Below are 22,973 nucleotides of genomic sequence, written 5' to 3'. Positions count from 1 at the left end.
GTGGCGAACACGCTGACCGTTCAGGTCAGCCGCTGCGAACCGTTGTACGGAGTGTTGGAGTCCGCAATGAATGCTCAAGAGGATGTGCAAGTGCTGGCGCGTGAGGCCTGCTTTAGCGGCTTCTACAAGCTCGATCGGCTGCGTTTGCGCCATCGCCAGTTTGCCGGTGATATGGGCCCTGAGCTGAGTCGTGAATTGTTCGTGCGCCACGATGCCGTGTGTGTGCTGCCCTACGATCCGCAACGCGATTGTGTGGTGTTGATTGAGCAATTTCGCGTGGGGGCGCTGGATAAAAGTGCCAACCCCTGGCTGCTGGAGCTGGTCGCCGGATTGATCGACAAGGACGAAGAACCTGAAGAGGTTGCACGCCGCGAGGCGATTGAGGAGGCCAACCTAACGCTGACCTCGCTTTGGCCGATCACCCAGTATTATCCCTCGCCCGGTGGTTCGGATGAGCGTGTGCATCTGTTTATTGGCCGCTGTGACAGCGAAGGTGCCGGTGGCGTGCACGGGCTGGCGGAAGAAGGTGAAGACATTCGTGTGCACGTCTGGCCGATGGAAGATGCCCTGGATGCGTTGAAGGATGGTCGCATCGACAACGCCGCCAGCATCATCGCCCTGCAATGGCTGGCGCTGAACCGCGCCGAAGTGCGAGGGCTGTGGTCATGAACCTGCTGCGCGAGCGCTATCGGGTCGACCTGGTCGAGCTGCAGACTGCTTGCGAACTCAACTATGTGCGCCTGCTGCAGTTGTTGCCGGACATGCGCAACGATGCGCGTGGGCGTCAGCACGTTCGCCGTGTGGCCCTCAGCCAAGGCGAGCACCTGCTCGGCGTGTTGGCCCTGGAGGTGCTGGAAACCTGCCCGTACACCTCAACCATCGAGGTGCGTCAGGAACACAGCCTGTCCTGGCTGCCGGTGCCGCGACTGGAAGTGCGGGTCTACCACGATGCGCGCATGGCCGAGGTGGTGGGCACGCAAAGTGCTCGGCGCTTCCACGGCATCTATCCCTATCCCAATGCAGCCATGCACCAGCCGGATGAGAAGACTCAGCTCAACCTGTTTCTCGGTGAGTGGCTGAGCCATTGCTTGGCCTGCGGTCACGAACTGGCACCCGTGCGTTAGGTTTTTCCACGCTCAGCCGATAATCAGTCGCAGGCGCATTATTCTGATACGCGCTAGCCTAAGGGTGGGTATTGGATTTACAGCGGACGTTCTGTGATCTATTCCCCTTTCGCGGGTTTACCGCCCGCAGGGCTAGCCAGCATAATTCACGCATTCCGCTCAAGGAGAAGGTCTTGCCGGGCGCGCCGATTCAAACCACTGCTGTTGATCGCTCGGTACTGCTGGTGCAGCTCTCCGATAGCCACCTGTTTGCCGACGGGGCAGGCAAGCTATTGGGTATGGATACCCAGGACAGCTTGCAGCGGGTGATCGAGCGTGTGCTGCAGGAACAACCGCAGATCGACTTGGTCCTGGCCAGTGGCGACCTCTCGCAGGACGGCAGCGCTGAGTCCTACCAGCGTTTTCGCGAGATGACCGCCGCCATCCCCGCGCCCGCGCGCTGGTTCCCCGGTAACCATGATGAAGTGCCTGCCATGCAGGCGGCCTGCGTCGGCAGTGATCTGCTGGAGCCGGTGATCGACCTGGGCAACTGGCGCGTGACCCTGCTCGACTCCTCGATCCCTGGTGCCGTACCTGGTTACCTCAGCGAGCAGCAGCTTGCCTTGCTGGAGCGCGCACTCAGCGAAGAACCGGATCGTCATCACCTGATCTGCCTGCATCACCACCCGGTGTCCATCGGCTGCAAATGGATGGAGCCCATCGGTTTGCGTAACCCGGACGCCTTGTTTGCCGTGCTGGAGCGTTTCAGCCAGGTGCGTGCGGTGCTGTGGGGGCATATCCATCAGGAACTCGATCAGCAGCGCGGCCCTATCCGACTGCTGGCATCGCCCTCGACCTGCGTGCAGTTCGCCCCAGGTAGCGAAGAGTTTCAGGTCGATAAAACTGCGCCGGGCTATCGCTGGCTGCGCCTGTTCGACGATGGCCGTCTGGAAACCGGGGTGTCGCGGGTGACTGGCATCAAGTTCGAAATCGATTACACCATCAAAGGCTACTAAGCCCTTTGCAGCTGCTCGGCTAACCGGTTGCAGCCGGTCGCCGCAACCGGTTAGCCTCCCGCCCCATGACCACATCCATTCTCTATATTCACGGGCTTAACAGCTCGCCGGCATCGCTCAAGGCCAGCCAGTTACAGCGCGCCATGGCGCAGCTTGGGCTGGCCGCGCAGCTGCAGGTACCGGCCCTGCATCACCACCCACGCCAGGCGATGGCTCAGCTCGAAGCGCTGATTGCTGAGCTTGGTCGGCCCGTGCTGGTTGGCAGCTCCCTGGGCGGCTACTATGCGACCCACTTGGCCGAACGCCATGGGTTGCCGGCGCTGTTGATCAATCCCGCCGTACGCCCGCATATGCGTTTCGATGGCTACCTGGGCCCGCAAAAAAATTATTACAGCGACGAGACCTGGGAGCTGACGACCGATCACGTAACAGCCCTGGCCGAACTGGATGTGCTGGCGCTGCAGGATCCGGCGCGCTATCAGGTGTGGCTGCAGACCGCCGACGAAACCCTCGATTACCGTGATGCTCAGAGCTATTACCGCGCCTGCGCGCTGCGTATCCAGGCCGGTGGCGATCATGGTTTTCAGGGCTTTGCCGAGCGTCTGCCGATGCTTTTCGCTTTCGCCGGTATTCCTCGCCATCTGTGGCAGGATATCGACTTTTCCGCTCTCAATTGACGAACAAGAGACCCCATGGCCCAGCAAGGTTCTAGCTCTTACAACGCCGATGCCATCGAAGTCCTTTCCGGCCTCGACCCGGTGCGCAAACGCCCGGGCATGTACACCGACACCAGCCGGCCCAACCATCTGGCCCAGGAAGTCATCGACAACAGCGTCGACGAAGCACTGGCCGGGCATGCCAAATCGATTCAGGTGATCCTGCACGAGGACAACTCCCTGGAAGTGCTCGACGACGGTCGCGGCATGCCAGTGGACATTCACCCGGAAGAGGGCGTGCCAGGGGTTGAGCTGATCCTCACCAAGCTGCACGCTGGCGGCAAGTTCAGCAACAAGAACTACCAGTTCTCCGGCGGCCTGCATGGAGTGGGCATCTCGGTGGTCAACGCGCTGTCGACCAGCGTGGTGGTTAAGGTCAAGCGCGACGGCAACGAGTACCAGATGAGTTTTGCCGACGGCTATAAAGCCAGCGACTTGACCGTGGTCGGCACTGTGGGCAAGCGCAACACCGGCACCAGCGTGCATTTCTGGCCAGATGCCAAGTATTTCGACTCCTTCAAGTTCTCGGTCAGCCGCCTCAAGCACGTACTGAAAGCCAAGGCTGTGCTGTGCCCGGGGCTCGCGGTCAGCTTCGAGGACAAAGCCAGCGGTGAGAAAGTCGAATGGCTGTACGAAGACGGCCTGCGCTCCTACCTGGTGGATGCGGTCAGCGAGTTTGAACGGCTACCCAATGAGCCATTTTGCGGCAGCCTGGCAGGTAATAAAGAAGCCGTAGATTGGGCGCTGCTGTGGCTGCCGGAAGGCGGCGACGCGGTGCAGGAAAGCTACGTCAATCTGATCCCCACCGCTCAGGGCGGCACCCACGTCAACGGCCTACGCCAGGGCCTGCTGGACGCCATGCGCGAGTTCTGCGAGTTCCGCAGCCTGCTGCCGCGCGGGGTAAAGCTGGCCCCTGAAGATATTTGGGAGCGCATCGCCTTCGTCCTCTCGATGAAGATGCAGGACGCGCAGTTCTCCGGGCAGACCAAGGAACGCCTGTCGTCCCGTGAGGCCGCAGCCTTTGTATCCGGTGTGGTGAAAGACGCCTTTAGCCTGTGGCTTAACGGCCACCCGGAGCTGGGTCAGCAGCTCGCCGAACTGGCGATCAGCAACGCCAACCGCCGCCTCAAGGCTGGCAAGAAGGTCGAGCGCAAGCGCATCACCCAGGGCCCGGCGCTGCCTGGCAAACTGGCTGATTGCGCCGGCCAGGACCCGATGCGCTCCGAGCTGTTTCTAGTGGAAGGTGACTCCGCTGGCGGTTCGGCCAAGCAGGCGCGCGATAAAGAGTTTCAGGCGATCCTGCCGCTGCGCGGGAAGATCCTCAACACCTGGGAAGTCGATGGCAGCGAAGTGCTGGCCAGCCAGGAAGTGCACAACATCGCTGTGGCGGTTGGCCTCGATCCGGGCTCCAGCGATCTCTCCCAGCTGCGTTACGGCAAGATCTGTATCCTTGCCGACGCCGACTCCGACGGCCTGCACATCGCCACCTTGCTCTGCGCGCTGTTCGTCCAGCATTTCCGCCCGTTGGTGGATGCGGGTCACGTTTATGTGGCCATGCCGCCGCTGTACCGCATCGACCTGGGCAAGGAGATTTTCTACGCCCTGGATGAAGCCGAGCGCGATGGCATTCTCGACCGCCTGGTGGCCGAGAAGCGCCGTGGCAAACCGCAGGTCACCCGCTTTAAAGGCCTTGGTGAGATGAACCCGCCGCAGCTGCGCGAAACCACCATGGACCCCAATACCCGGCGTCTGGTGCAGCTGACTCTGGACGATTACCCCGGCACCCAGGAAATGATGGACATGCTGCTGGCGAAGAAACGCGCCGGCGACCGTAAATCCTGGCTGGAGTCCAAGGGCAACCTGGCCGAGGTGCTGCTCTGATGCAGCGGCTGTTGGCTGTCTGCCTGCTGCTCTGCTCACCCGTGCTGGCGAGTGCGGCGGCATTGGAAGAGCTGAAACTGCTCAACGAGCAAGCGGTTAGCGGCGTCAGTGGCGGCAACCTGTCCGGCCTGGCCTGGTGCGATAACGCGCTGTGGGCGGTTTCCGACCGGGATGATCAGCAGCTCTATCGTCTCGAATCGGATGAGTCGCACTGGCAGGCCACGGCCGAGAGCTTTGTCGCGCCGCCCGCGCCGGATGTGCGCTTGCCCTGGGGGCTGCGCATGCGCAGCTGGGTCGCCGGCCTGGTACGCGGAGGTGAGCTGGATTTCGAAGGGCTGAGCTGTGACGCCGCTGGTAACCGTTACCTGGTCAGCGAGGCCAAGGCGGCTGTGCTGCAGTTGCCTGTGGTCGGCGAGCCCAACTGGTTGAAGCTGCCTCAGGGCCTGCTGCGCCAGGCGCGCGCCAGTGGCATGGCGCTGCATTACAACTCGCTGTTTGAAGGCATTGCCGTTGACCCGGCTGGTGAGCGCCTGTACCTGGCGGCTGAGCGTATGCGCCGCGGTTTGCTGGTGGTGCACAAGCAGCGCGCGATCTGGCGTTGCACCGGTGGCTGCGTGCTGTTCAGCGAGGCGGGCACGGAAACGGGGCCCGAGCAGCTGGGCGGCAAGCCGCAGCCTCGGGATTTCTCGGGTCTGGCCTTCCATACCGAAAAGCTCTTCACCCTTGAGCGTCAGGCGCACCGTATCTGTCGGCGCGACCTGAGCACTGGTCAGGTCGAGAAGTGTTGGTCGTTTGCCGCCGAGGCGCTGACTCCAGAGCGACTCTATGCGCCGTCCTACGGCCTGGCGGAAGCGCTGTGGGTGGATCAGGACGGTGCCTGGATCGGTGTCGATAACGGCAGCTTCAGCCGTGCCGACGGTGAGTCGCGGCCGATTATCTGGCGCTTTGCCGCACCTAAAGGCGGCTGGGGCAGCAAACCGTGAGCGAGCAGCCTGCGGGTAAACGTGCCGGACGGGTGATGCTGGTGCTGGCCTGGGGCGCAGCGCTGTTGCTGGCGACCAAGTTTTTTGGTGACTGGGAAGATGCTCAGCGCAATCCCAATCGCGCGCCTGAGTCGCTGCATGGCAGCGGCTATGTCGAAGTGCACCTGGCCAGCAGTCGGCAGGGTCACTATATGGCTGGCGGCAAGATCAATGGCGAGGAGGTGACCTTCCTGCTCGACACCGGTGCCACCCAAGTGGCGGTGCCGACTGAAGTAGCGCAGCGCTTGGGCTTACAGGCTGGTGCGGCGATCACCATCAGCACCGCCAATGGTCGCGCCACAGCCCATCGCACGCGGCTGGAACGCTTGCAGTTGGGCGATATCGTATTGACCGATGTAGAGGCTTTGATTGCCCCCGGCATGGGCGGCGATGACGTATTGCTGGGCATGAGTGCCTTGAAACAACTCGAATTTACCCAGCGCGGCGGCACTTTGATGCTGCGCCAATCCACCTTGCAATGAGGCACGCATGAGCGAATCCCTCGATTTGAGCCTGGACGGTGTTGAACGCCGTTCCCTTGCCGATTTTACCGAGCAGGCTTACCTCAATTACTCCATGTACGTGATCATGGACCGCGCGCTGCCGCATATCGGCGACGGCTTGAAGCCTGTGCAGCGGCGCATTGTCTACGCCATGAGCGAGCTGGGCCTGGACGCCGACTCCAAGCACAAGAAGTCGGCGCGTACCGTCGGTGACGTGCTCGGCAAGTTCCACCCGCACGGTGACAGTGCCTGCTACGAAGCCATGGTGCTGATGGCGCAGCCGTTCAGCTACCGCTACACCCTGGTCGACGGTCAGGGCAACTGGGGTGCGCCGGATGATCCGAAGTCCTTCGCCGCCATGCGTTACACCGAGGCGCGCCTGTCGCGTTACTCGGAAGTGCTGCTGACCGAGCTGGGCCAGGGCACCGTGGACTGGGTGCCGAACTTCGACGGCACCCTGAACGAGCCAGCGACCCTACCGGCGCGCCTGCCGAATATTCTGCTCAACGGCACCACCGGCATCGCCGTGGGCATGGCCACCGACGTGCCTCCGCATAACCTGCGCGAGGTTGCGACGGCCTGTATTCGCCTGTTGGATGAGCCGAACGCCACCGTCGAACAGCTCTGTGAGCATATTCTCGGCCCGGATTATCCGACTGAAGCGGAAATCATCACGCCGCGCAGCGACCTGCTGAAGATCTACGAAACCGGTAAGGGCTCGGTGCGTATGCGCGCCGTGTACCGCGTTGAAGACGGCGATGTTGTGGTCACCGCTCTGCCGCACCAGGTCTCCGGGGCCAAAGTGCTGGAGCAGATCGCCGCGCAGATGCAGGCGAAAAAGCTGCCGATGGTCGCCGACCTGCGCGACGAATCGGATCACGAGCACCCGTGCCGTATCGTCATCATTCCGCGCTCCAATCGCGTGGATGCCGATGAGCTGATGCAGCACCTGTTCGCCACCACCGAGCTGGAGTCCAGCTACCGGGTCAACACCAACGTGATCGGCCTGGACGGCAAGCCGTCGGTAAAAGACCTGCGCACCCTGCTCACCGAGTGGTTGCAGTACCGCGTCGGTACCGTGCGCCGTCGTCTGCAGTTCCGTCTGGACAAGGTTGAGCATCGTCTGCACCTGTTGGAAGGCCGCTTGATTGCCTTCCTCAACCTCGACGAAGTTATCCGCATCATCCGCACCGAGGATTCGCCCAAGCCGGTGCTGATGGAGCGCTTCGGCCTTACCGAGATTCAGGCCGAGTACATACTTGAGACCCGCCTGCGTCAGCTCGCGCGGCTTGAGGAAATGCAGATCCGTGGCGAGCAGGACGAGCTGGCCAAGGAGCGCGACAAACTGCTGGCCCTGCTGGGTAGTGAAACCAAGCTGAAGAAGCTGGTGCGCCAGGAAATTTTGGCCGACGCCGAGAAATACGGCGATGACCGTCGCTCACCTATCGTTGCCCGCGCCGAAGCCAAGGCGCTGAGCGAAACCGAGCTGATGCCGACCGAGCCGGTCACAGTAGTAATTTCCGAGAAGGGCTGGGTGCGCTGCGCCAAGGGCCACGATATCGACGCCACTGGCCTGTCGTACAAGGCCGGCGATGGCTTCAAGACGTCCGCGCCAGGACGCTCCAACCAGTACGCAGTGTTTATCGACTCCACCGGGCGCAGCTACTCGCTGGCCGCGCATTCGCTGCCATCTGCCCGTGGCCAGGGCGAGCCGCTGACTGGCCGCTTGACGCCACCGCCGGGTGCGACCTTCGAATGCGTGCTGCTGCCCGATGACAATGCGCTGTATGTGATCGCTTCCGACGCCGGCTACGGCTTTGTGGTCAAGGGTGAAGACCTGCAAGCCAAGAACAAGGCCGGCAAAGCCTTGCTCAGCCTGCCTGCCGGCGCGCTGGTGGTGCCGCCGAAGCCGTTGGCCAATCGCGAAGAAGACTGGCTGGCCGCGGTGACCACCGAAGGTCGCCTGCTGCTGTTCCCCGTGCGCGATCTGCCGCAACTGGGTAAAGGCAAAGGCAACAAGATCATCGGCATTCCGGGTGAGCGGGTTGCCTCGCGTGAGGAATACCTCACCGATCTGGCCGTGCTGCCGGCTGGTGCGACGCTGGTGTTGCAGGCCGGTAAGCGTACGCTGTCGCTCAAGGCCGATGACCTGGAACACTACAAAGGTGAGCGCGGCCGGCGCGGCAACAAGCTTCCGCGCGGCTTCCAGCGGGTCGACAGCCTGCTGGTCGAAGTCCAGGGGTAGGCTGCGGCGGCGCCAGACGCATGTCGGCACAGTGCTGTGCTGGAGTCGTGAGCGGCTTTCAAGGATGATACGCGGCCGTAAGGCGGGTCACGTAAGTGAGCCGCCTGCACCTAATGTGTATGCACGCCGGCAGACTGGCCGGTTGGATGAGTGAGATGACTGCACTGCGTTTCCCCGGAATTTTGCTATTGGCCGGTGCGCTTGGCCTGACGGGTTGTATGCGTTATCAGCAAGCGCCGTTGTATCAACTCGACAGCGGCGAAATCCGTGTACCTGCTGCCGAGCAAGGCATTGCTGTGCTGCTCGGGCCGGTGGCGGTTGCCGATTACCTGCAACGCGAGGCTCTGTTGCAACGCCAGGCCGATGGCAGCTTAACCGCCACCGAAGATGCGCGTTGGGCCGGCAGTTTGGCGGCGGATATCGATCAGCAGTTGCTGCGCCAGCTGGCCTCGCGCTTGAACAGCCAGCGCCTGGTACTGGCACCGGCGACTGCAGGCTTTGTACCGCAGGTGCGTTTGGGCGTGTCGATCACCCGCTTGGATTCCGGTCCGCAGCGCCCGGCTGTACTGGAGGCGCAGTGGCGTTTGGCCGGTGCCGACGGCAAGCTGCTCGACGGGCGTTTAGTGCGCCTGGAAGAGGCCCACAGTGGCAGCATCGTCGATCAGGTGCGTGCGCAAAGCCTGGTGGTGCAGCAACTGGTGGCGCAATTAGCCGCTGCAGTGGAAACCCATGGTAGGCCTGCCCCGCAAGTCGCCCCCGCACCGGTTCGCCGTCCGGCGCCGGCCAAGCCAGCGGTACCTGATGTGCCGCGTATTCCCGTAGCCGAGCCGATTCGTAGTGAAGGGGAAGTGTTCCGCTTCTAGGTCATTCGCCATAAAAAAGCCCGCTATTTGGCGGGCTTTTTTATGCTGAGTGATCAGTGACTCTCGTGCATGCGTGCGAGTTGGCGCTCAAGCAGCGACGGGTAGGGCTCCAGCAAGCGCTCTACGCAGCATGCACCTTGCGGGCTGGCAATGGCGCGAATACGCGCACGCTGGCTGACCAAGGCGTCATCGGCAATGCTGCGTTCAACCAGCAGCAAGTTGCGGCTGTGCTGGGATAGCGCCAAGGCATTTTGTGCTGTTTCACTGAGCAGCAGATCGCCTTGGCTGAGATCACTGAGGTTTTCACCCAGGGTCAGGCCCAGCTGCAATTGCAGGGTAATGCCGCTGTCAGCAACCTCGATCTGTAAGGCATGGCCGAGGGCGCGCATCAGTTCGCCGCAGCAGATGGCGTGGGTCAGGTAGTCCTCACCAATATCCAGTTGATGGAACAACATCAGGCTGCTGCCGTCGCTCAAGGTGTGCAGTTCGCCCTGATACAGGCTGGCAGCCTGGTCCAGGCAATCACGGTAACGCTGCAGCAGCTCCATCAAGCGGGTGCGCGGCAAGCGGCGCAGCTGTTCCTGTGCGCCCAGCTGGATCGCCAGTACTGCGCTGGGTAGTGGCTGCCGGATCGCGGGAGCTGGCGCGGCTTCACGCTCGGGTTGATCGCGTAGCTCGGAAAACGGATCGTCCACTGCGCTCTCGGCGTAGGGCTGGTCATCGCGATGCAGCGGCTCGGTTAACTCGTCGTGCGCATTGAAGCGATCATCGCGCAGGTCGCGAACTTCGAAGTCCGGCTCATCATCGAACGACTCGGGCAGGTAGTCATCATCGTTCTGGGCGGCCGGCTCGTCGTCGTAGAACGGCTCTTCTTCAGCTTCTGGCAGTGCGGGCTTTTCCGGTACCAGGCGCGCTTGCAGCTGGCGCGCCAGATCGCCGATTTCATCCTGACGGCCAGCGCCGGGCGCCGGGTCGTCCGGGTCGCGCAGCCAGACGCGCAGCTGCAGCAGCGGCGTGGAAATATGCCGGCCAAGGCGCATGCTCAGGGACAGGGTCAGGGCCAGCAAAATCAGGCTGAGGATGCCCATGCTCTGCAGGCTGATGGTCATTGGTTGCTGGAACTGCTGCATGTCCAGGCTGATACGCAGCTGCCCGGCGATCACCTCCTGGAAGGTGATGGGGGTCGAGTACAGCCCTTCGGTCTCTCCCAGCATGCTCTGACTGGGGCGCGAACCCGCTTCGGCGAGGATGCGGTTGTCCACGCTATAGATCGCGGCATGTGCCACCAGCGGGTTTTTCACCAGGTTATTGAGCAGTACGTTGAGGCTGAGGATGTCGTTGGACACCAGCAACTCGGTGGCCGAGGCCGCCGTCTGGGTGATTAGGCTGGTGCCCAAGGCTTCAGCCTGTTGCTGCATGGCATGCTTGAACTGCATGCCGATCACCCAGCCGTAGATCACCAGGGCCAGGGCCACCAGCAGCAGGCTATGGCTGACAATGCGCAGCGCAAGGGGAATACGCCGTTGGCGCAGGGCCTGGAACAGCAGCAGGAAGAAATTATCGGGTTTTACGGGGGTGGGCCGGTTCACAGAGCTCGGCTCATGTCGACTGTAGTTGGCGCGCAGTATAGCGGCGCCCCTGCGGTGGGCAAAGCGCCGTGCGTGGCTGTTTGCCGCTGAAAATGGGTAGAATGTGCGCCTTTTCCACGGCTTGTGACCTGTTCAGCAAGCTGCTGCCCCTGACGCTGTACTGGAGACCGAGCCTTGCGCGAAATCGTCCTGATCAATATCACCGGCGAAGATCGTCCCGGTTTGACTGCCGCCATCACCGGCGTGCTGGCCCAGGGCGGGGTGAATATCCTCGATATTGGCCAGGCGGTGATCCATGACACCCTTTCGTTCGGCATTCTGGTCGAGATCCCGGATAACGAGCGCGCCTCTTCGGTGCTCAAGGACATCCTCTTTACCGCCTACAAGCTCGATCAGCAGGTGCGCTTTACTCCGGTATCCGAGGCTGATTATCAGCAGTGGGTCAGTGGCCAGGGCAAGGCTCGGCATATCGTCACCCTGCTGACGCGCAAGGTCACCGCCGAGCAGCTGCAGCGCGTCAGTGCGATTACCGCGCGGTATGACCTGAATATCGACCATATCGACCGTCTGTCCGGGCGTATGCCGTTAGATATGCCGGCCGAGCAGGGCAAGGGCTGCATCGAGTTCTCTGTGCGGGGCGAGCCGGCCGATCCGGCTGCTCTGCGTGCCGAGTTCCTTAGCGTGGCGCAGGAGTTGAATGTCGATATCGCCTTCCAGCGCGATTCGCTGTTCCGCCGTAATCGCCGCCTGGCGGTGTTCGACATGGATTCGACACTGATCGAGGCCGAAGTGATCGACGAGCTGGCCAAAGCCGCGGGCGTCGGTGAGCAAGTGTCCGAGATTACCGAGCGCGCGATGCGCGGCGAGCTGGATTTTGCCGCGAGCTTCCGCGAGCGTCTGGCGCTGCTCAAGGGCCTGCCGGAAACCGTGTTGGCCGATATCGGCGCTTCGTTGCGCCTTACCGAAGGCGCAGAAACCTTGTTCAGCGAGCTTCGTCGCCTGGGTTACAAGACAGCGATCCTTTCCGGTGGCTTCACATACTTTGCCAAGCAGCTGCAGGCCAAACTGGGCATCGACTATGTGTTCGCCAACGAACTGCAGATCGTTGATGGTTTGGTAACGGGTGTCGCAGTCGAGCCGATTGTCGATGCCCAGCGCAAAGCCGACTTATTACGCGAGTTGGCGGCCAAAGAAGGCTTGCGTCTGGAACAGACCATCGCCGTGGGTGATGGCGCCAATGACCTGCCGATGCTGGCCATTGCCGGGTTGGGCGTGGCGTTCCGCGCCAAGCCGCTGGTCAAACAATCGGCCAAGCAGGCGATTTCGACTCTGGGGCTGGATGGCATTCTCTACTTGCTGGGTTTTCGCGACCGCGACGGCCTGGAGTAAACACCGGCAAACAAAAGCCGCCCTAGGGCGGCTTTTTAGTGCTGATTATTTATGGCCATCAGTCAGGTGCGTCAGTGCGCAGCCTTACTCATCGCCGGCCGAGAAGTCGTAATCCATCGACTGGCTTGGGCCCTGCAGGTAATGCCCCTGGATATAGTTGACCCCGGCCTGCCAGAGCGTAGCCAGCACGCTGGCGCTCTCGACAAAGGGCACGATGGTCAGCTTGGCCTGAGAGTGCAGGCTGGCCAGCAGGGTTTTCAGGGCTTCCTGGTTTTCTGCACTGCTCAGATCCTGAGAGAAGGAGCTGTCGACTTTTACGAAGTCGATGTGCAGGTGCTTGAGGGTGTTGAACGGGTTAAGTGAGCAGCCGAACTGGGTAATCGCCGACTTGCAGTGCAGCTCGTTGAGGCCTTGGGTGATGGCTTTGGCCTGCTTGAGGTAAGCAATTGCATCCGGCTCGCTGAACTGGAACACCAGCGAGTCTGAGGGCAAACGCGCCGCTTTCAGGGCTACGCTGAGCCAAGGCAGTAGGGTAGGGTCCTGCAAGCTGGCGCTTGAAAGGTGCACAAACAGGCGGGTGTTGTGGCCTTTGCTGCGGTGGTCCGCCAGCAGTTTGATCGAGTTAAGGATGACCCAGCGATCAATCTTTTCAGCAAGCCCCGCGTCTTTCGCGGCATTGAACAGTTCTGTCGGCGGAATCTCTTCGCCCTGCGGGCCGATCAGGCGCAATAACGCTTCATAGTGCTCAAAGCTGTCGCCGCGTAAACTGATAATCGGCTGGAATAGCAGACGAAAGCTGTTCTTTTCCAGCGCTTGTTGAATCATGGCGACGATATTGCCACGGCTTGCCGCTGCGGCCAGCTCATCAGCTGGGTTGAACAGTTTGATCGCGTTGCCATCGCTCAAGTCGTCGGCGCAACGGTGAGCGCGGTCGACCACTTCCTGAGCCTTGGCGGTCTTCTCGTTGAGCCCGGCCACACCAATCGACAGGGTGCTTTGAACGGTGCGACCACTGACATCGAACAAATGGCCTTCAACTTTTTTCAGCAGGCCGTTTAGATGCTCGCGGGTGTTTTCCGGGGTGACGCCGGGCTGCAACACCGTAAACACATCATCACCAAAGCGAGCGAGTTGTGCGTCGGCACCAAAGTGCGCGCGCAGCAGATTAGCCAGGTCGGTGAGCAGGATATCGATGCCGGCCAGGCCGATGTCGGCCAGCAGGCTGGCGTAGCGGTCGACCCTGATGTAGGCCAGGCAGGATGGCTGGCCCGCATTCACTGCACGCTCTGCGGCGCTGTCCATCAGCTCAAGGAAATGGGTGCGGTTGAACAAACCCGTGACCAGGTCCTGCGTGCTGATCTCGCGGAGTTTCTCTTCCAGTTCGGCGTTACCCGTCTCGGCTCGAATAACCACCTGAATGCACGGTTCGCCATCGTAGGTCGCCGGGGAGAAGCTCATCTGTGCCGGGAAACTCTGGCCATTGGCTTTGATCCCTGCGCAGTGGAGTTCCGCATTACCTTCGACGCTTTGATAATTCTTCAGGAAGTCCTTAAAGCTGGATTGGTCGCTGCTGCCGATCAAATCGATCATCGGCATGCCTTCCAGCTCATCGGCATCTTCGTAGGCGAACAGTTCCAGGTAGGCGCGGTTGGCATAAATATGCATGCCATCGTGCACGTAAGTGATGGCATCCACGGAGCTGTCGAGTAGCAGCTGGCAACGTTTTTCCGCCTCGCGCAGGGCGACTTCCGAGGCGCGGCGAGCCCGGCGTTCTTCTAGGTTGGCCAGCTCGCGCTTGGCAACCAGTATCAGGCGTTCGTCTTCACCCTGCGGCAATGCGTCCTGGGCGCCGAGCATCAGGGCTTCGGTGACGCTGTCGGAGTCATTATCAGCAAGCAGTTGAATGACCGGAATGTCTTTGGCCTGACGGCGGATCGCGCCAATCGCCTCACCTGGGGGGAGTTGTTCACTGCTTGGGGCGCAAATCAACAAGTCCCAGCTCTGTTGCAGGGCCTCGGCGAGGTCGTCGCTGGAGGTCAAACGATGCACGCGGGTTGCCCGTCCGGCGTTGCGGAACAGGCTGACCAGGCGTTCAGCCTCGTTCTGCGAATCTTCGAGGATCAGTAGCCGAATGGTTTTTTTATCAATGGCCATGGTGTGGTATCAAATCTGCGCCGAACGGGCGCGAAAAGGCGACAAAGGGAGTGCGTCGGCAATCTACAGCGACTTCCAGAGTGAGTCAAAGTCTTCCTCCCCGCCTGGCGTGCGGTTTTTCGGCGCTGTGACGGGCTTCCCTTGCTCACTGCCGATCTGCTCGACACCCCGGTATTCGAACTGGTTGAAACTGCCGGTGCTGGTCTGTCGGCGACTCAGTACTGCGCGGTGTTCATTGCCATTCAGGTTGATACTGACTTTGTTGCCTTCCTGGAACGGCAGGCGTGCGGTAATCAGGCTGGCGGGGCGGGAGATGGCGCTGATTTCCGGCAGTAGCAGGGCGCGAAGGTACTGGCTGTTTTGCTCCGCTTTGCGCACCAGTTGCAGGCCGCAGGCTTGCGCATGAGGGGCAATCAGTTCAATTCCCATCTGAGTGCCACCGCCGCGCACCTGGCGAATCCAGCGCACTACAGCAATGCTCCAGCCTTGCCGTGGCAGGCCTTGTACGCCAAGCAGCTCGCCGGCCTGGAGCTGGTTCGGCACGTCTTTCGGCCATGACAGGCAATAGCCGCCAGGGCTGATATTGACGATAGCCACTTCGTAGGTCGGGTAGCTTTCTTGGCTATTGGCTTCGTCGGGCTGATTTGACTGATGTGGCTTGTTGTACTGAATCTCTTCGAAGGGCAGACCGTTTTCCCACTGGTTGCTCTTCTGGGCGTCGAAAGCGTTTGACCAGATATCCGGTGCGCCGGTGTCAGCCTTGAAGACCGCCGCATTGGTTGTCACCGGAACTTGCAGCACCTCGTTGAACGGACGCTTGCCCGCCAAGTAGAAGTGCAGCGCACTCATTCCGATACACAGCGTCAGGGCGCCTTGGCCCTGGCTGCGCTGGAAGGTGCGCTCGGCTATATCGCCCCAGGCTGCGGCCAGATGCTGCAGCATGTCGTTACTGAAGCCTTCGGGCACGGTCAGGCGTGATTGAGCAATATTTTCGGCCGGCAGCAGCAGGTGTTCTTTGATGGCGTCGACCAGTTGGCTGGGGTCGATTCCTAGTGCTTTGTGCAGCTCGGTTTGCTGAAACAGCGAAATATAGCGGGGCGGACCGTCCAGTTGCGGGGCTACAGCGAACAGGCTGGACGGCTCATCGCCAGCCTGTAGGGTGGCCAGCGCGCTCCAGGGCTCAAGCACTTCTGCCAAGCGTGCGATGGCACTCTGACGCATCTGGTTGCAGCGCGCGCAGCCGAGCAGCAGAGCTACCAGATAGCTTTGTTCGGTGCTCAGGCCTTGTGTGCGCAGGGCCTGAGTATCACGAATCATGGTCTTGTGCAGGCTGCGTGCGAGGGCGATCTGATACAGCTGATGCAGCTCAAGCCAAAGGCCTTCAGGAACCGGACAGTACAGCTGGCTGGCACGAATCAACGGGCCGCACAGGCTATGGGTTGCACGCTGCAGGGCAACGGCAAGCAGTTGATGCCGTTCGCGGCCAGGCTGTGCAGCCAGGCGTGCCACGATCAGTTTATAGCCAATGGCCAGGTGGTTTTGCAGGGCCTGGCAAAGGTTGGCGACTTTGCGTGGCCGTTCATCCAGCACGATGGCTTGGTTGAGGAAGTGCTTTTCCAGCTGTTTGCAGACGAAGTAGATTTCCGGTCGGAGAATTTCCAGCAGTTGCAGGCGATTTTCCGAAGGCGTCAGCAGTTGGTTGAGTTCGACCAGTGCTTGGTAGAGCTGGCGTGCGGTTTCACCGATATTGGCTTTGGGTAGGCCGTCGACCCATTTCTTCAGATCACGAGGACTGGCGTCGCAGAATGACAGGCTTTGCTTATCCGGCGTGGTAACGCGCAGTAGCAAGTGAGAATTCTGTTTATCCATCTAAATCGGATACTCCAGCACACGGGCAAGGCAGGTGAGTCTAGGAATTATGTTTCGACTCTAGCAGCATCTCGCATGCCTCGCAGCCATGTCCTTGGCTGGGTTGCCAAGCTGGCGCGACACACAAATCATCTGGAAGTCTTTGTTGTGACTGGTTTTCATGCTCAGAGGTTCACTCTGAGCGGTCGCCACGACACTGTCCGCATGCGCGGACAGGGCCGGGTTTTGAGGGTCAGCCGCGTGCTGCGCCGAGACGTTGGCCCATCTGGACGGGACTGTTGGCGGCTAGTTCTTCAGCCCACTGCACCTGCTCCGGGCCAAACAGTACGATGGCGGTAGAGCCCAGTTTGAAACGTCCGAGTTCTGCGCCTTTGTCCAGCACGACCGGTGCGCGAGCGGCTTCATCGTAACTGAATGTTTTCAGCATGCGTTTTGGCGGTGTCACCAGGCCCGCCCAGACGGTTTCGATCGACGCCACGATCATTGCGCCGACCAGCACCACGGCCATCGGGCCGCGCTCGGTGTCGAACAGGCAGACCACGCGCTCATTGCGGGCAAACAGTTCAGGCACGTTCTCTGCGGTTGTCTGGTTGACCGAGAACAGTCGACCGGGTACGTAGACCATTTCTTTCAGCGTGCCGGCCAGCGGCATGTGCACGCGGTGATAATCCTTGGGCGACAGGTAAATAGTGGCGAACTCACCGCCCATGAATACTGCTGCGCGCTCCGTGTCACCGCCCAGCAGTTCGATCGCGCTGAAGCTGTGACCCTTGGCCTGAAAGATCCGGCCTTGTTCAATTTTACCCAGTTGGCTGACTGCGCCATCGGCCGGGCAGAGCACGGCGCCAGGGCTGCTGTCGAGCGGGCGGGCGCCATCTTTCAGGGCGCGGGTAAAAAAGTCATTGAAGTGAGCAAAAGCAGTCAGGTCTTCAACCTGGGCTTCTTTCATGTTGACGTGGTACTGCTTGGCGAACCAGCCGATCAGGCGATTCTTGAACCAGTTGGCGCGGCATTCGGCGGCACAGCCAATCAGGCGCGACAGTAGGTGGTGCGGCAGCAGGTACTGGCTGAGGATAAACAGACGGTCTTTCATTAACATTCCTTAAAAGTGGCTGGCGGTCGGCAGGTGTTCAGCGCTCGACCGGCATGTCCGGATGATTGCCCCACTCGCCCCATGAGCCTGCGTAGGCTTTGACCCGCGGGTAGCCAAGGAGCTTGGCAACCAGGTAGGTGAAGCCTGAGCGGTGGTGAGTCTGGCAGTGGGTGATGATTTCTTTATCGGCCGTGATACCGAGGCTGCTGAGTTGTGCTTGGATATCCAAGCGGACGCGCAATGCACGGGCAGGGTCCATGCCGGCGGTCCATTCAAAGTTGATCGCGCCAGGAATATGCCCAGCTTTTTGGGCCAGGGCTTTCTCGCCACGGTATTCGGCTGGTGCACGGGCATCCCAGATCGCCAGATCGGCAGCGCCAAGGCGACTTTGCAGGTATTCGCGCGTGGCGGTTGGTGCGCTGTCGAGTTGTAGCGCAACGGGCTGTGTGTGAGCCGCGGGGACTGCTGTGCTGAGTTCGCGGTCTTCTGCCAGCCAAGCATGCAGGCCGCCGTCCAGGTAGTGGTAACGCGTGTGACCAATTACATCCAACAGCCAGATAAAGCGTCCGGCCCAGCCGCCGCCTTCATCGTCGTACACCACATAAACCGCGTTGGGGTTATGCCCTAACTCACCGAACAGTTGCTCAAGTTGCGCCTGCTCTGGCAGCAAGCCTGGCGCCAGCGGTTGACCCAGTTGGGTGCGCTTGGGGTCGACAAAATATGCGCCCGGAATGTGGCCGGCGGCGTAGCGGGCGCTGCTGGTCAAGTCGACCAGGATCAGCTCGGGTGCATCCAGGCGGCTGGCCAGGTGCGCAGGTTCGATCAGCAGGGGCAGCTCAGCGAAGGCGGTCATGCCAGGCCTCTTTTGACAGGAAAGGACGAATTGTAGCGGAAAGCCTAGCGCCCGCGGTTGGCAAAGCTGGTCAGGGCGCGCTCAATGCATTGCACGGTTTTGCCGAAGCCCTGCATACCCGCATCGCTAAGCGCCCGGCCGCCCTGGTCGGCGAAGATCAGCATGACCACGCGGTTGTTGCTGGCAATCGAGCGAATCAGCAGATGCTCGCTGGGGAACAGGCTTTTCAGCGAGCCAGGCAGCATGGCGGAAAACTGCGCGATGTTGGCTGGGCTGAGTTTTAGCTGCGCGGGGGCGCTGAGCAGGCGGCGCAGCACCTGGCTTTGCTGTGGATCCAGACTGAGGCTGGCGGCGGCTTTATCCAGGCCGCTCTGCTGCTGGGCCATCAGGCGTGTGTGATTGCGGTCGGCCAGTAAAATCAGTACCCGCTGCATGCCGCAGGCCTGGATAGCCTGATTGGCGCAGGCGGTGAGCTGCAGCACATTGCTGAATGCGCTGGGTTGGGCGAGCAGTTGCGCGCATTGCTGGCGCCATTCACTGATAATTGCGGGCTTGGGTTGCTCGACTATGGCTTGCAGGTGCCGCGCCTGCCATGGCCAGAGCAGCGCTTCTGCGGGGTGCCAGAGGTCGGTGCTGGCCATCTGTCGGGCGCTGCTAACAGCATTCTGGTGCAGCAGCTGTTGCACGTTATCGAGCGGCAGTTGCAGGAATAAACCGGTCAAACGCTGCCAGCGCAGGCTGTGCGGGCTATTCCACGCGTAGTGCGCGGAAAGCGCCAGGCCGTTGGCCAACAGAATGCTGTTGGCTGGCTGCGTCAGCCAGCGGCGCAGGTTGCTGTCTGCGTCGAGGATTTGCTGCTGGTGCAGTGGGTGTTCGTTGTCGCGGGCAATGTGCAGCGCTTTGACCAGCAGGCGTCGGTCGCTGACCAGTAGTCGATAGCCCTGGATGACCCATTCTGGCAAATGCCACTGCTCACTCAGCGCCAAGCACAATTTAAGTAAAGGTACGCCCAGCAGCTCTTGTTCAACCTTGCTTGCGGCTTCGCCCTTGACCAAAACGCGCTGCTCCCACACCTCGAACAGTTCAGCGTGCGCTGCAAGCAACGTCCATATTGGCGCCAGAAACAGCAGGCTACCCCAGTGTATCTCCTGCCACAGCCTTGCCAGGCGGCCTGCAAATAGACCATTTGCCTGGTGACTGGCGTGTTGGCTGATTAGCAGGATTTGCCGTAGCGCTTTCGGCAGTTCCTGCTCGGGCATGGCCGGGAGGGCGTTGAGCAGTTGTTCGGTGCGCTTGATGCCGAGGCGGCTGATGGCGGCCTCCAGGCTTTCGGTTTGCTCACTGAGGCCGCTGCTCTTGCGGTTGGCTTCGCGCAACACGCTGAGCGCCAGCGCGGGGCAGCTTTGCATCAAGTCAGCCAGCTCGCGCATGGAGCGATTGCTGTCTGCCAAGGCGCGGCGCAGCTTCTGCTGGCTATCACTGGACGCAGGCAATAGCTGGCTGTCTAGCTGCTTGAGCCAGTCTGTCAGGGTGCGCGGATAAGAGGCGGGCTTTGGCATGCGGGTTGAGACAAGCTGGCTTTTGACCTTAACTGGCTATAGTCTCGCGCAAAACTTCCGATAAATAGAAGGGTTGTTTTGCAAAGCCCCTTTCTACCCTCTCTGGCAAGTCTCTTTCTATGGCAAAAATCATCGGTATCATTGTTGTATTCGCCTGTGTGTTGGGCGGTTTTATCCTCTCGGGCGGCCAGTTTATGGCGTTGGTCCACCCCTACGAGATATTGATCATCGGTGGTGCTGCCTTGGGTGCTTTCCTGCAAGCCAACCCAGGCAGTGCATTCATGCATGTGTTCAAGAAGTCGCTGAGCATGTTCAGCTCGCGCTTCACGCATGCCTACTACCTTGACGTGCTCAAGCTGCTTTACGAAATTCTCAATAAAAGTCGTCGTGAAGGCATGATGGCCATCGAGGCTGACGTCGAAGACCCAGCCGCCAGTCCGATTTTCAGTAAGTACCCCGGCATCCTTAAAGATCAGCAGATGACCTCGTTCATCTGCGATTACCTGCGCATCATGTCCTCCGGCAACATGGCGCCGCATGAGCTGGAAGGCTTGTTCGATATGGAAATCTCCAGCCTCAAGGAAGAAATCGAGCACCCTGCGCATGCCGTCGCAAAAGTGGCTGACGGTATGCCAGCCATGGGTATCGTGGCGGCGGTGTTGGGTATTGTGATTACCATGTCGATTTTGGCCGAAGCGGATAACGCTGAGATTGGTCAAAAAGTAGGTACTGCACTGGTGGGTACCTTTTTCGGGATCTTGGCGTCCTATGGCTTTTTCGGCCCCCTAGCGGCTGCCTTGGAGCACGACGCCAAGGAAGAGCTGAATGTGTATGAGGCGATCAAGGCCGGTTTGGTGGCTTCGGCCTCCGGTATGCCGCCGTCCCTGGCTGTGGAGTTTTCCCGCAAGGTGCTGTTCCCTGCGCACCGTCCAAGCTTTAGCGAGCTTGAACAGGCCATGCGTGGGGGCTGAGTCATAGCATGGAAAACAATCAGCCCATTATCGTCAAACGGGTAAAGAAGGTTGCCGGTGGTCATCACGGAGGCGCCTGGAAAATTGCCTTTGCCGACTTTGCCACGGCAATGATGGCGTTCTTTCTGGTGATGTGGCTGATGACTGTGGCGACGCCTGAGCAGAAGAAGCTGATCTCCGGCTACTTTCAGGACCCTGTAGGCTTCTCGGAAAGCGCCAGCCCGTATGTGATTGACCTGGGCGGCACGCCAACGCCGGCGCCTGATCGCACCCTCAACCCTGAACCCCAAGAAGAGCAGAGCCCAGCCGAGGATGCCCAGGCCGACGTGGACAAATTGCAGGCCGAATCAGTCGCCGAAGAAGTCGAGCGCGAGCGACTGGAGTTGTTGCTGCAGGAGCTGCAGAACAAGGTTGAAGAAAACCCTCAGCTGCAGAACTTCAAGGATCAGATCCTCTTCGAAATCACCCAGGACGGTCTGCGCATCCAGATCATGGATGCCGAAAATCGGCCGATGTTTGCCTCCGGCAGCGCACGCTTACAGCCGTATTTTGAAGACATTCTGTTGGCCATGACCGACACCATCGCCGCAGTACCGAACAAGATCAGCGTCAGTGGGCATACCGATGCGGCGCCTTTTGTCGGGCGTGGTGGTTATGGCAACTGGGAGCTGTCTTCGGACCGTGCCAATGCGGCGCGGCGTGTGCTGATTGCGGGCGGCTACGACGACGAGCAGGTCGCGCGCGTGGTGGGCTATGCGTCCTCGGCGTTGTTTGACCGCGAGAATCCGCTCAATCCGGTCAACCGGCGTATCGATATTGTTGTACTGACCAAAAAGGCGCAGCGCGCCATCGAAGGTGAGCAAAGCGATGCCACGGCAGATGAAGCGCCTGCAGTGCCTGGCGCTGCGCCGGTAGCGCCAGCTGCGGCTCCACCTGCCGCACCTGGTGATCCATTGCCGGATGGGCAATTGCGTGAGCGTTTGAATATCTTCGAAGAAGGCGTGCTGCAGTTCGATCAGCCCGCTGAGTGAGTATGCCCTGCTGACACAAGGCCGCGCATTGTCGCGGCCTTGTGCATCTTAGTACTCGGCTTCTGGCAGGCTGGCCAGGATATGCCGGTAGCTGGCCATGCGCTGCGGGTGCAGGCGGCCATCTTCCAGGGCTTTGAGCAGAGCGCAGCCCGGTTCGCGATCGTGCTTGCAGTCGCGGAAGCGGCATTGGCCGATCAGGTCGTGAAACTCGATAAAACCGGCTTCGACGTCATCACGACTCACGTGCACAAGGCCGAATTCGCGAATCCCGGGGGAGTCGATCAGTTCGCCGCCGCCGGGGAAGTGGAACAACCGCGCGGTGGTGGTGGTGTGGGTGCCTTTGCCGGTCAGTTCGGAGAGTGGCCCAACGCGGGTATCGACTTCCGGCAGCAAGCTGTTGACCAGCGATGATTTACCGACGCCGGACTGGCCGACGAAGACGCTCACGTGGCCATCAAGTTGCTGTTGCAGCTGTTGCATGCCGTCGCCGCCGTGGGCCGATACTTCCAGCAGCGGATAACCGAGTTCGCGATACACGCCGAGCATGCGGTTGAGGGCCACGGCATTCTGCTCATCCAGCAGGTCGGTCTTGTTCAGCAACAGCAGTGGGCGGATGCCTGCGTGCTCGGCGGCCACTAGGTAGCGATCGATCAGGTTGGCGTGGGGCTCGGGCAGTGGGGCGAAGACGATCACGATCAGGTCGACGTTGGCGGCCACCGGCTTGAGCTGGCCACGGGTGTCCGGGCGGCAAAGTTCAGTGCTGCGCGGCAGTTGTGCGACGATCACGCCTATGCCCTGGTTGCCGGCGCGCCATACCACTTGGTCACCGGTGACCATGGTCGGCAGGTTGGCGCGCAAGTGGCAGCGGAATACCTGGCCGGCCAATTCGCCATCCAGCGCTTCTACTTCGACCTGTACGCCGAAGTGCGCGATGACCAGGCCGGTCTGTTCCGGGCCGAGATCGCCACCTTCAAGAATCTGTACCGCCTGCGACTCGCGTTTGGCGGCGCGGGCGGCACGCTCGCCCTGAATTTTTTCGATACGCCAGTTTTGCCGGCGGTTGAGTTGGCGTTTGGCCATGGGTCTTCCGAGAGTTGAATTGCGCAATAAACGGTC

At 60.8% G+C, this 22,973-nt stretch carries 19 protein-coding genes; 12 read left to right on the top strand and 7 right to left on the bottom strand.

What is annotated here, in order from left to right; genetic code table 11:
- Positions 1–66: 66 nt before the first annotated feature.
- The 9 genes from HBN63_RS11170 to HBN63_RS11130 all read left to right on the top strand — a co-directional run bounded on the left by HBN63_RS11170 (position 67) and on the right by HBN63_RS11130 (position 9,349).
- Positions 67–669 (top strand): NUDIX domain-containing protein, encoded by a 603-nt coding sequence (locus HBN63_RS11170; protein WP_170049462.1) that lies wholly within the window; start codon positions 67–69, stop codon positions 667–669.
- Positions 660–1,124, top strand: a complete 465-nt coding sequence (locus HBN63_RS11165) for a DUF1249 domain-containing protein (RefSeq protein ID WP_090249747.1) — start codon at positions 660–662, stop codon at positions 1,122–1,124. Before HBN63_RS11170 ends, HBN63_RS11165 begins: the two co-directional genes overlap by 10 nt.
- 173 nt (positions 1,125–1,297) lie before the next feature.
- Complete coding sequence (gene cpdA / locus HBN63_RS11160) at positions 1,298–2,119, top strand: 3',5'-cyclic-AMP phosphodiesterase (protein WP_170049461.1); 822 nt, start codon at positions 1,298–1,300, stop codon at positions 2,117–2,119.
- Between the two features lie 65 nt (positions 2,120–2,184).
- Positions 2,185–2,796 carry a YqiA/YcfP family alpha/beta fold hydrolase gene (locus HBN63_RS11155; RefSeq protein WP_170049460.1) on the top strand — a complete coding sequence of 204 codons (612 nt, stop codon included), beginning with the start codon at positions 2,185–2,187 and terminating at the stop codon, positions 2,794–2,796.
- 15 nt (positions 2,797–2,811) lie between these two features.
- Positions 2,812–4,716, top strand: a complete 1,905-nt coding sequence (gene parE / locus HBN63_RS11150) for a DNA topoisomerase IV subunit B (RefSeq protein WP_170049459.1) — start codon at positions 2,812–2,814, stop codon at positions 4,714–4,716.
- Positions 4,713–5,699, top strand: a complete 987-nt coding sequence (locus HBN63_RS11145) for an esterase-like activity of phytase family protein (RefSeq protein WP_170049511.1) — start codon at positions 4,713–4,715, stop codon at positions 5,697–5,699. Before parE ends, HBN63_RS11145 begins: the two co-directional genes overlap by 4 nt.
- Entirely contained in the window at positions 5,696–6,220 is a 525-nt protein-coding gene (locus HBN63_RS11140) for a TIGR02281 family clan AA aspartic protease (RefSeq protein WP_167143038.1), read from the top strand. The genes HBN63_RS11145 and HBN63_RS11140 overlap by 4 nt, the downstream gene beginning before the upstream one ends.
- A 7-nt stretch (positions 6,221–6,227) precedes the next feature.
- A complete protein-coding gene (parC, locus tag HBN63_RS11135) occupies positions 6,228–8,486 on the top strand; it encodes a DNA topoisomerase IV subunit A (RefSeq protein WP_170049458.1) in 2,259 nt (752 codons plus the stop codon).
- A gap of 155 nt (positions 8,487–8,641) precedes the next feature.
- Positions 8,642–9,349, top strand: coding sequence for an ABC-type transport auxiliary lipoprotein family protein (locus HBN63_RS11130; protein ID WP_170049457.1), 708 nt, complete (start codon positions 8,642–8,644; stop codon positions 9,347–9,349).
- A gap of 53 nt (positions 9,350–9,402) precedes the next feature.
- Here the strand turns inward: HBN63_RS11130 and HBN63_RS11125 are convergent, their stop codons facing one another.
- Positions 9,403–10,938 carry an AhpA/YtjB family protein gene (locus HBN63_RS11125; RefSeq protein ID WP_170049456.1) on the bottom strand — a complete coding sequence of 512 codons (1,536 nt, stop codon included), beginning with the start codon at positions 10,936–10,938 and terminating at the stop codon, positions 9,403–9,405.
- Between the two features lie 174 nt (positions 10,939–11,112).
- Here HBN63_RS11125 and serB point away from each other — a divergent pair, with 174 nt between their 5' ends.
- Positions 11,113–12,327, top strand: a complete 1,215-nt coding sequence (gene serB, locus HBN63_RS11120) for a phosphoserine phosphatase SerB (RefSeq protein WP_160013015.1) — start codon at positions 11,113–11,115, stop codon at positions 12,325–12,327.
- A gap of 84 nt (positions 12,328–12,411) precedes the next feature.
- On the opposite strand, the gene HBN63_RS11115 is transcribed toward serB, so the two are convergent.
- The 5 genes from HBN63_RS11115 to HBN63_RS11095 all read right to left on the bottom strand — a co-directional run bounded on the left by HBN63_RS11115 (position 12,412) and on the right by HBN63_RS11095 (position 19,855).
- Entirely contained in the window at positions 12,412–14,481 is a 2,070-nt protein-coding gene (locus tag HBN63_RS11115; RefSeq protein WP_170049455.1) for an EAL domain-containing protein, read from the bottom strand.
- A gap of 63 nt (positions 14,482–14,544) precedes the next feature.
- Positions 14,545–16,350: a molecular chaperone gene (locus HBN63_RS11110; RefSeq protein ID WP_170049454.1), complete on the bottom strand. Its 1,806-nt coding sequence runs from the start codon at positions 16,348–16,350 to the stop codon at positions 14,545–14,547.
- A 232-nt stretch (positions 16,351–16,582) separates the two neighbouring features.
- A complete protein-coding gene (asd, locus tag HBN63_RS11105; RefSeq protein ID WP_170049453.1) occupies positions 16,583–17,449 on the bottom strand; it encodes an archaetidylserine decarboxylase in 867 nt (288 codons plus the stop codon).
- A 31-nt stretch (positions 17,450–17,480) separates the two neighbouring features.
- Positions 17,481–18,296, bottom strand: a complete 816-nt coding sequence (locus HBN63_RS11100; RefSeq protein ID WP_170049452.1) for a rhodanese-like domain-containing protein — start codon at positions 18,294–18,296, stop codon at positions 17,481–17,483.
- A 44-nt stretch (positions 18,297–18,340) separates the two neighbouring features.
- A complete protein-coding gene (locus tag HBN63_RS11095) occupies positions 18,341–19,855 on the bottom strand; it encodes an HDOD domain-containing protein (protein ID WP_170049451.1) in 1,515 nt (504 codons plus the stop codon).
- 119 nt (positions 19,856–19,974) lie between these two features.
- Here HBN63_RS11095 and motA point away from each other — a divergent pair, with 119 nt between their 5' ends.
- Together motA and motB are read left to right on the top strand one after the other, a co-directional pair.
- The gene (gene motA / locus HBN63_RS11090) at positions 19,975–20,826 is read left to right on the top strand and encodes a flagellar motor stator protein MotA (protein WP_160085666.1); all 852 of its coding nucleotides are present in this window, start codon (positions 19,975–19,977) and stop codon (positions 20,824–20,826) included.
- 8 nt (positions 20,827–20,834) lie between these two features.
- On the top strand, positions 20,835–21,857 hold the full coding sequence (gene motB / locus HBN63_RS11085; protein ID WP_170049450.1) for a flagellar motor protein MotB: 1,023 nt from the start codon (positions 20,835–20,837) through the stop codon (positions 21,855–21,857).
- Between the two features lie 48 nt (positions 21,858–21,905).
- Here motB and rsgA read toward each other — a convergent pair whose 3' ends face one another.
- The gene (rsgA, locus tag HBN63_RS11080; protein WP_170049449.1) at positions 21,906–22,937 is read right to left on the bottom strand and encodes a small ribosomal subunit biogenesis GTPase RsgA; all 1,032 of its coding nucleotides are present in this window, start codon (positions 22,935–22,937) and stop codon (positions 21,906–21,908) included.
- Positions 22,938–22,973: the final 36 nt, after the last annotated feature.

This window comes from Pseudomonas sp. WS 5011 (assembly GCF_012985775.1).
GTDB lineage: Bacteria > Pseudomonadota > Gammaproteobacteria > Pseudomonadales > Pseudomonadaceae > Aquipseudomonas > Aquipseudomonas peli.
Note: the sequence above shows the minus strand (reverse complement) of the source record. Positions and strands in the feature narration are given on the sequence as shown.

Coding starts and splice junctions, on each gene's coding strand:
- HBN63_RS11170 (WP_170049462.1), top strand. CDS start 67: ATGAATGCTCAAGAGGATGTGCAAGTGCTGGCGCGTGAGGCCTGCTTT.
- HBN63_RS11155 (WP_170049460.1), top strand. CDS start 2,185: ATGACCACATCCATTCTCTATATTCACGGGCTTAACAGCTCGCCGGCA.
- parE (WP_170049459.1), top strand. CDS start 2,812: ATGGCCCAGCAAGGTTCTAGCTCTTACAACGCCGATGCCATCGAAGTC.
- parC (WP_170049458.1), top strand. CDS start 6,228: ATGAGCGAATCCCTCGATTTGAGCCTGGACGGTGTTGAACGCCGTTCC.
- HBN63_RS11130 (WP_170049457.1), top strand. CDS start 8,642: ATGACTGCACTGCGTTTCCCCGGAATTTTGCTATTGGCCGGTGCGCTT.
- HBN63_RS11115 (WP_170049455.1), bottom strand. CDS start 14,481: ATGGCCATTGATAAAAAAACCATTCGGCTACTGATCCTCGAAGATTCG.
- HBN63_RS11110 (WP_170049454.1), bottom strand. CDS start 16,350: ATGGATAAACAGAATTCTCACTTGCTACTGCGCGTTACCACGCCGGAT.
- asd (WP_170049453.1), bottom strand. CDS start 17,449: ATGTTAATGAAAGACCGTCTGTTTATCCTCAGCCAGTACCTGCTGCCG.
- HBN63_RS11100 (WP_170049452.1), bottom strand. CDS start 18,296: ATGACCGCCTTCGCTGAGCTGCCCCTGCTGATCGAACCTGCGCACCTG.
- HBN63_RS11095 (WP_170049451.1), bottom strand. CDS start 19,855: ATGCCAAAGCCCGCCTCTTATCCGCGCACCCTGACAGACTGGCTCAAG.
- motA (WP_160085666.1), top strand. CDS start 19,975: ATGGCAAAAATCATCGGTATCATTGTTGTATTCGCCTGTGTGTTGGGC.
- motB (WP_170049450.1), top strand. CDS start 20,835: ATGGAAAACAATCAGCCCATTATCGTCAAACGGGTAAAGAAGGTTGCC.
- rsgA (WP_170049449.1), bottom strand. CDS start 22,937: ATGGCCAAACGCCAACTCAACCGCCGGCAAAACTGGCGTATCGAAAAA.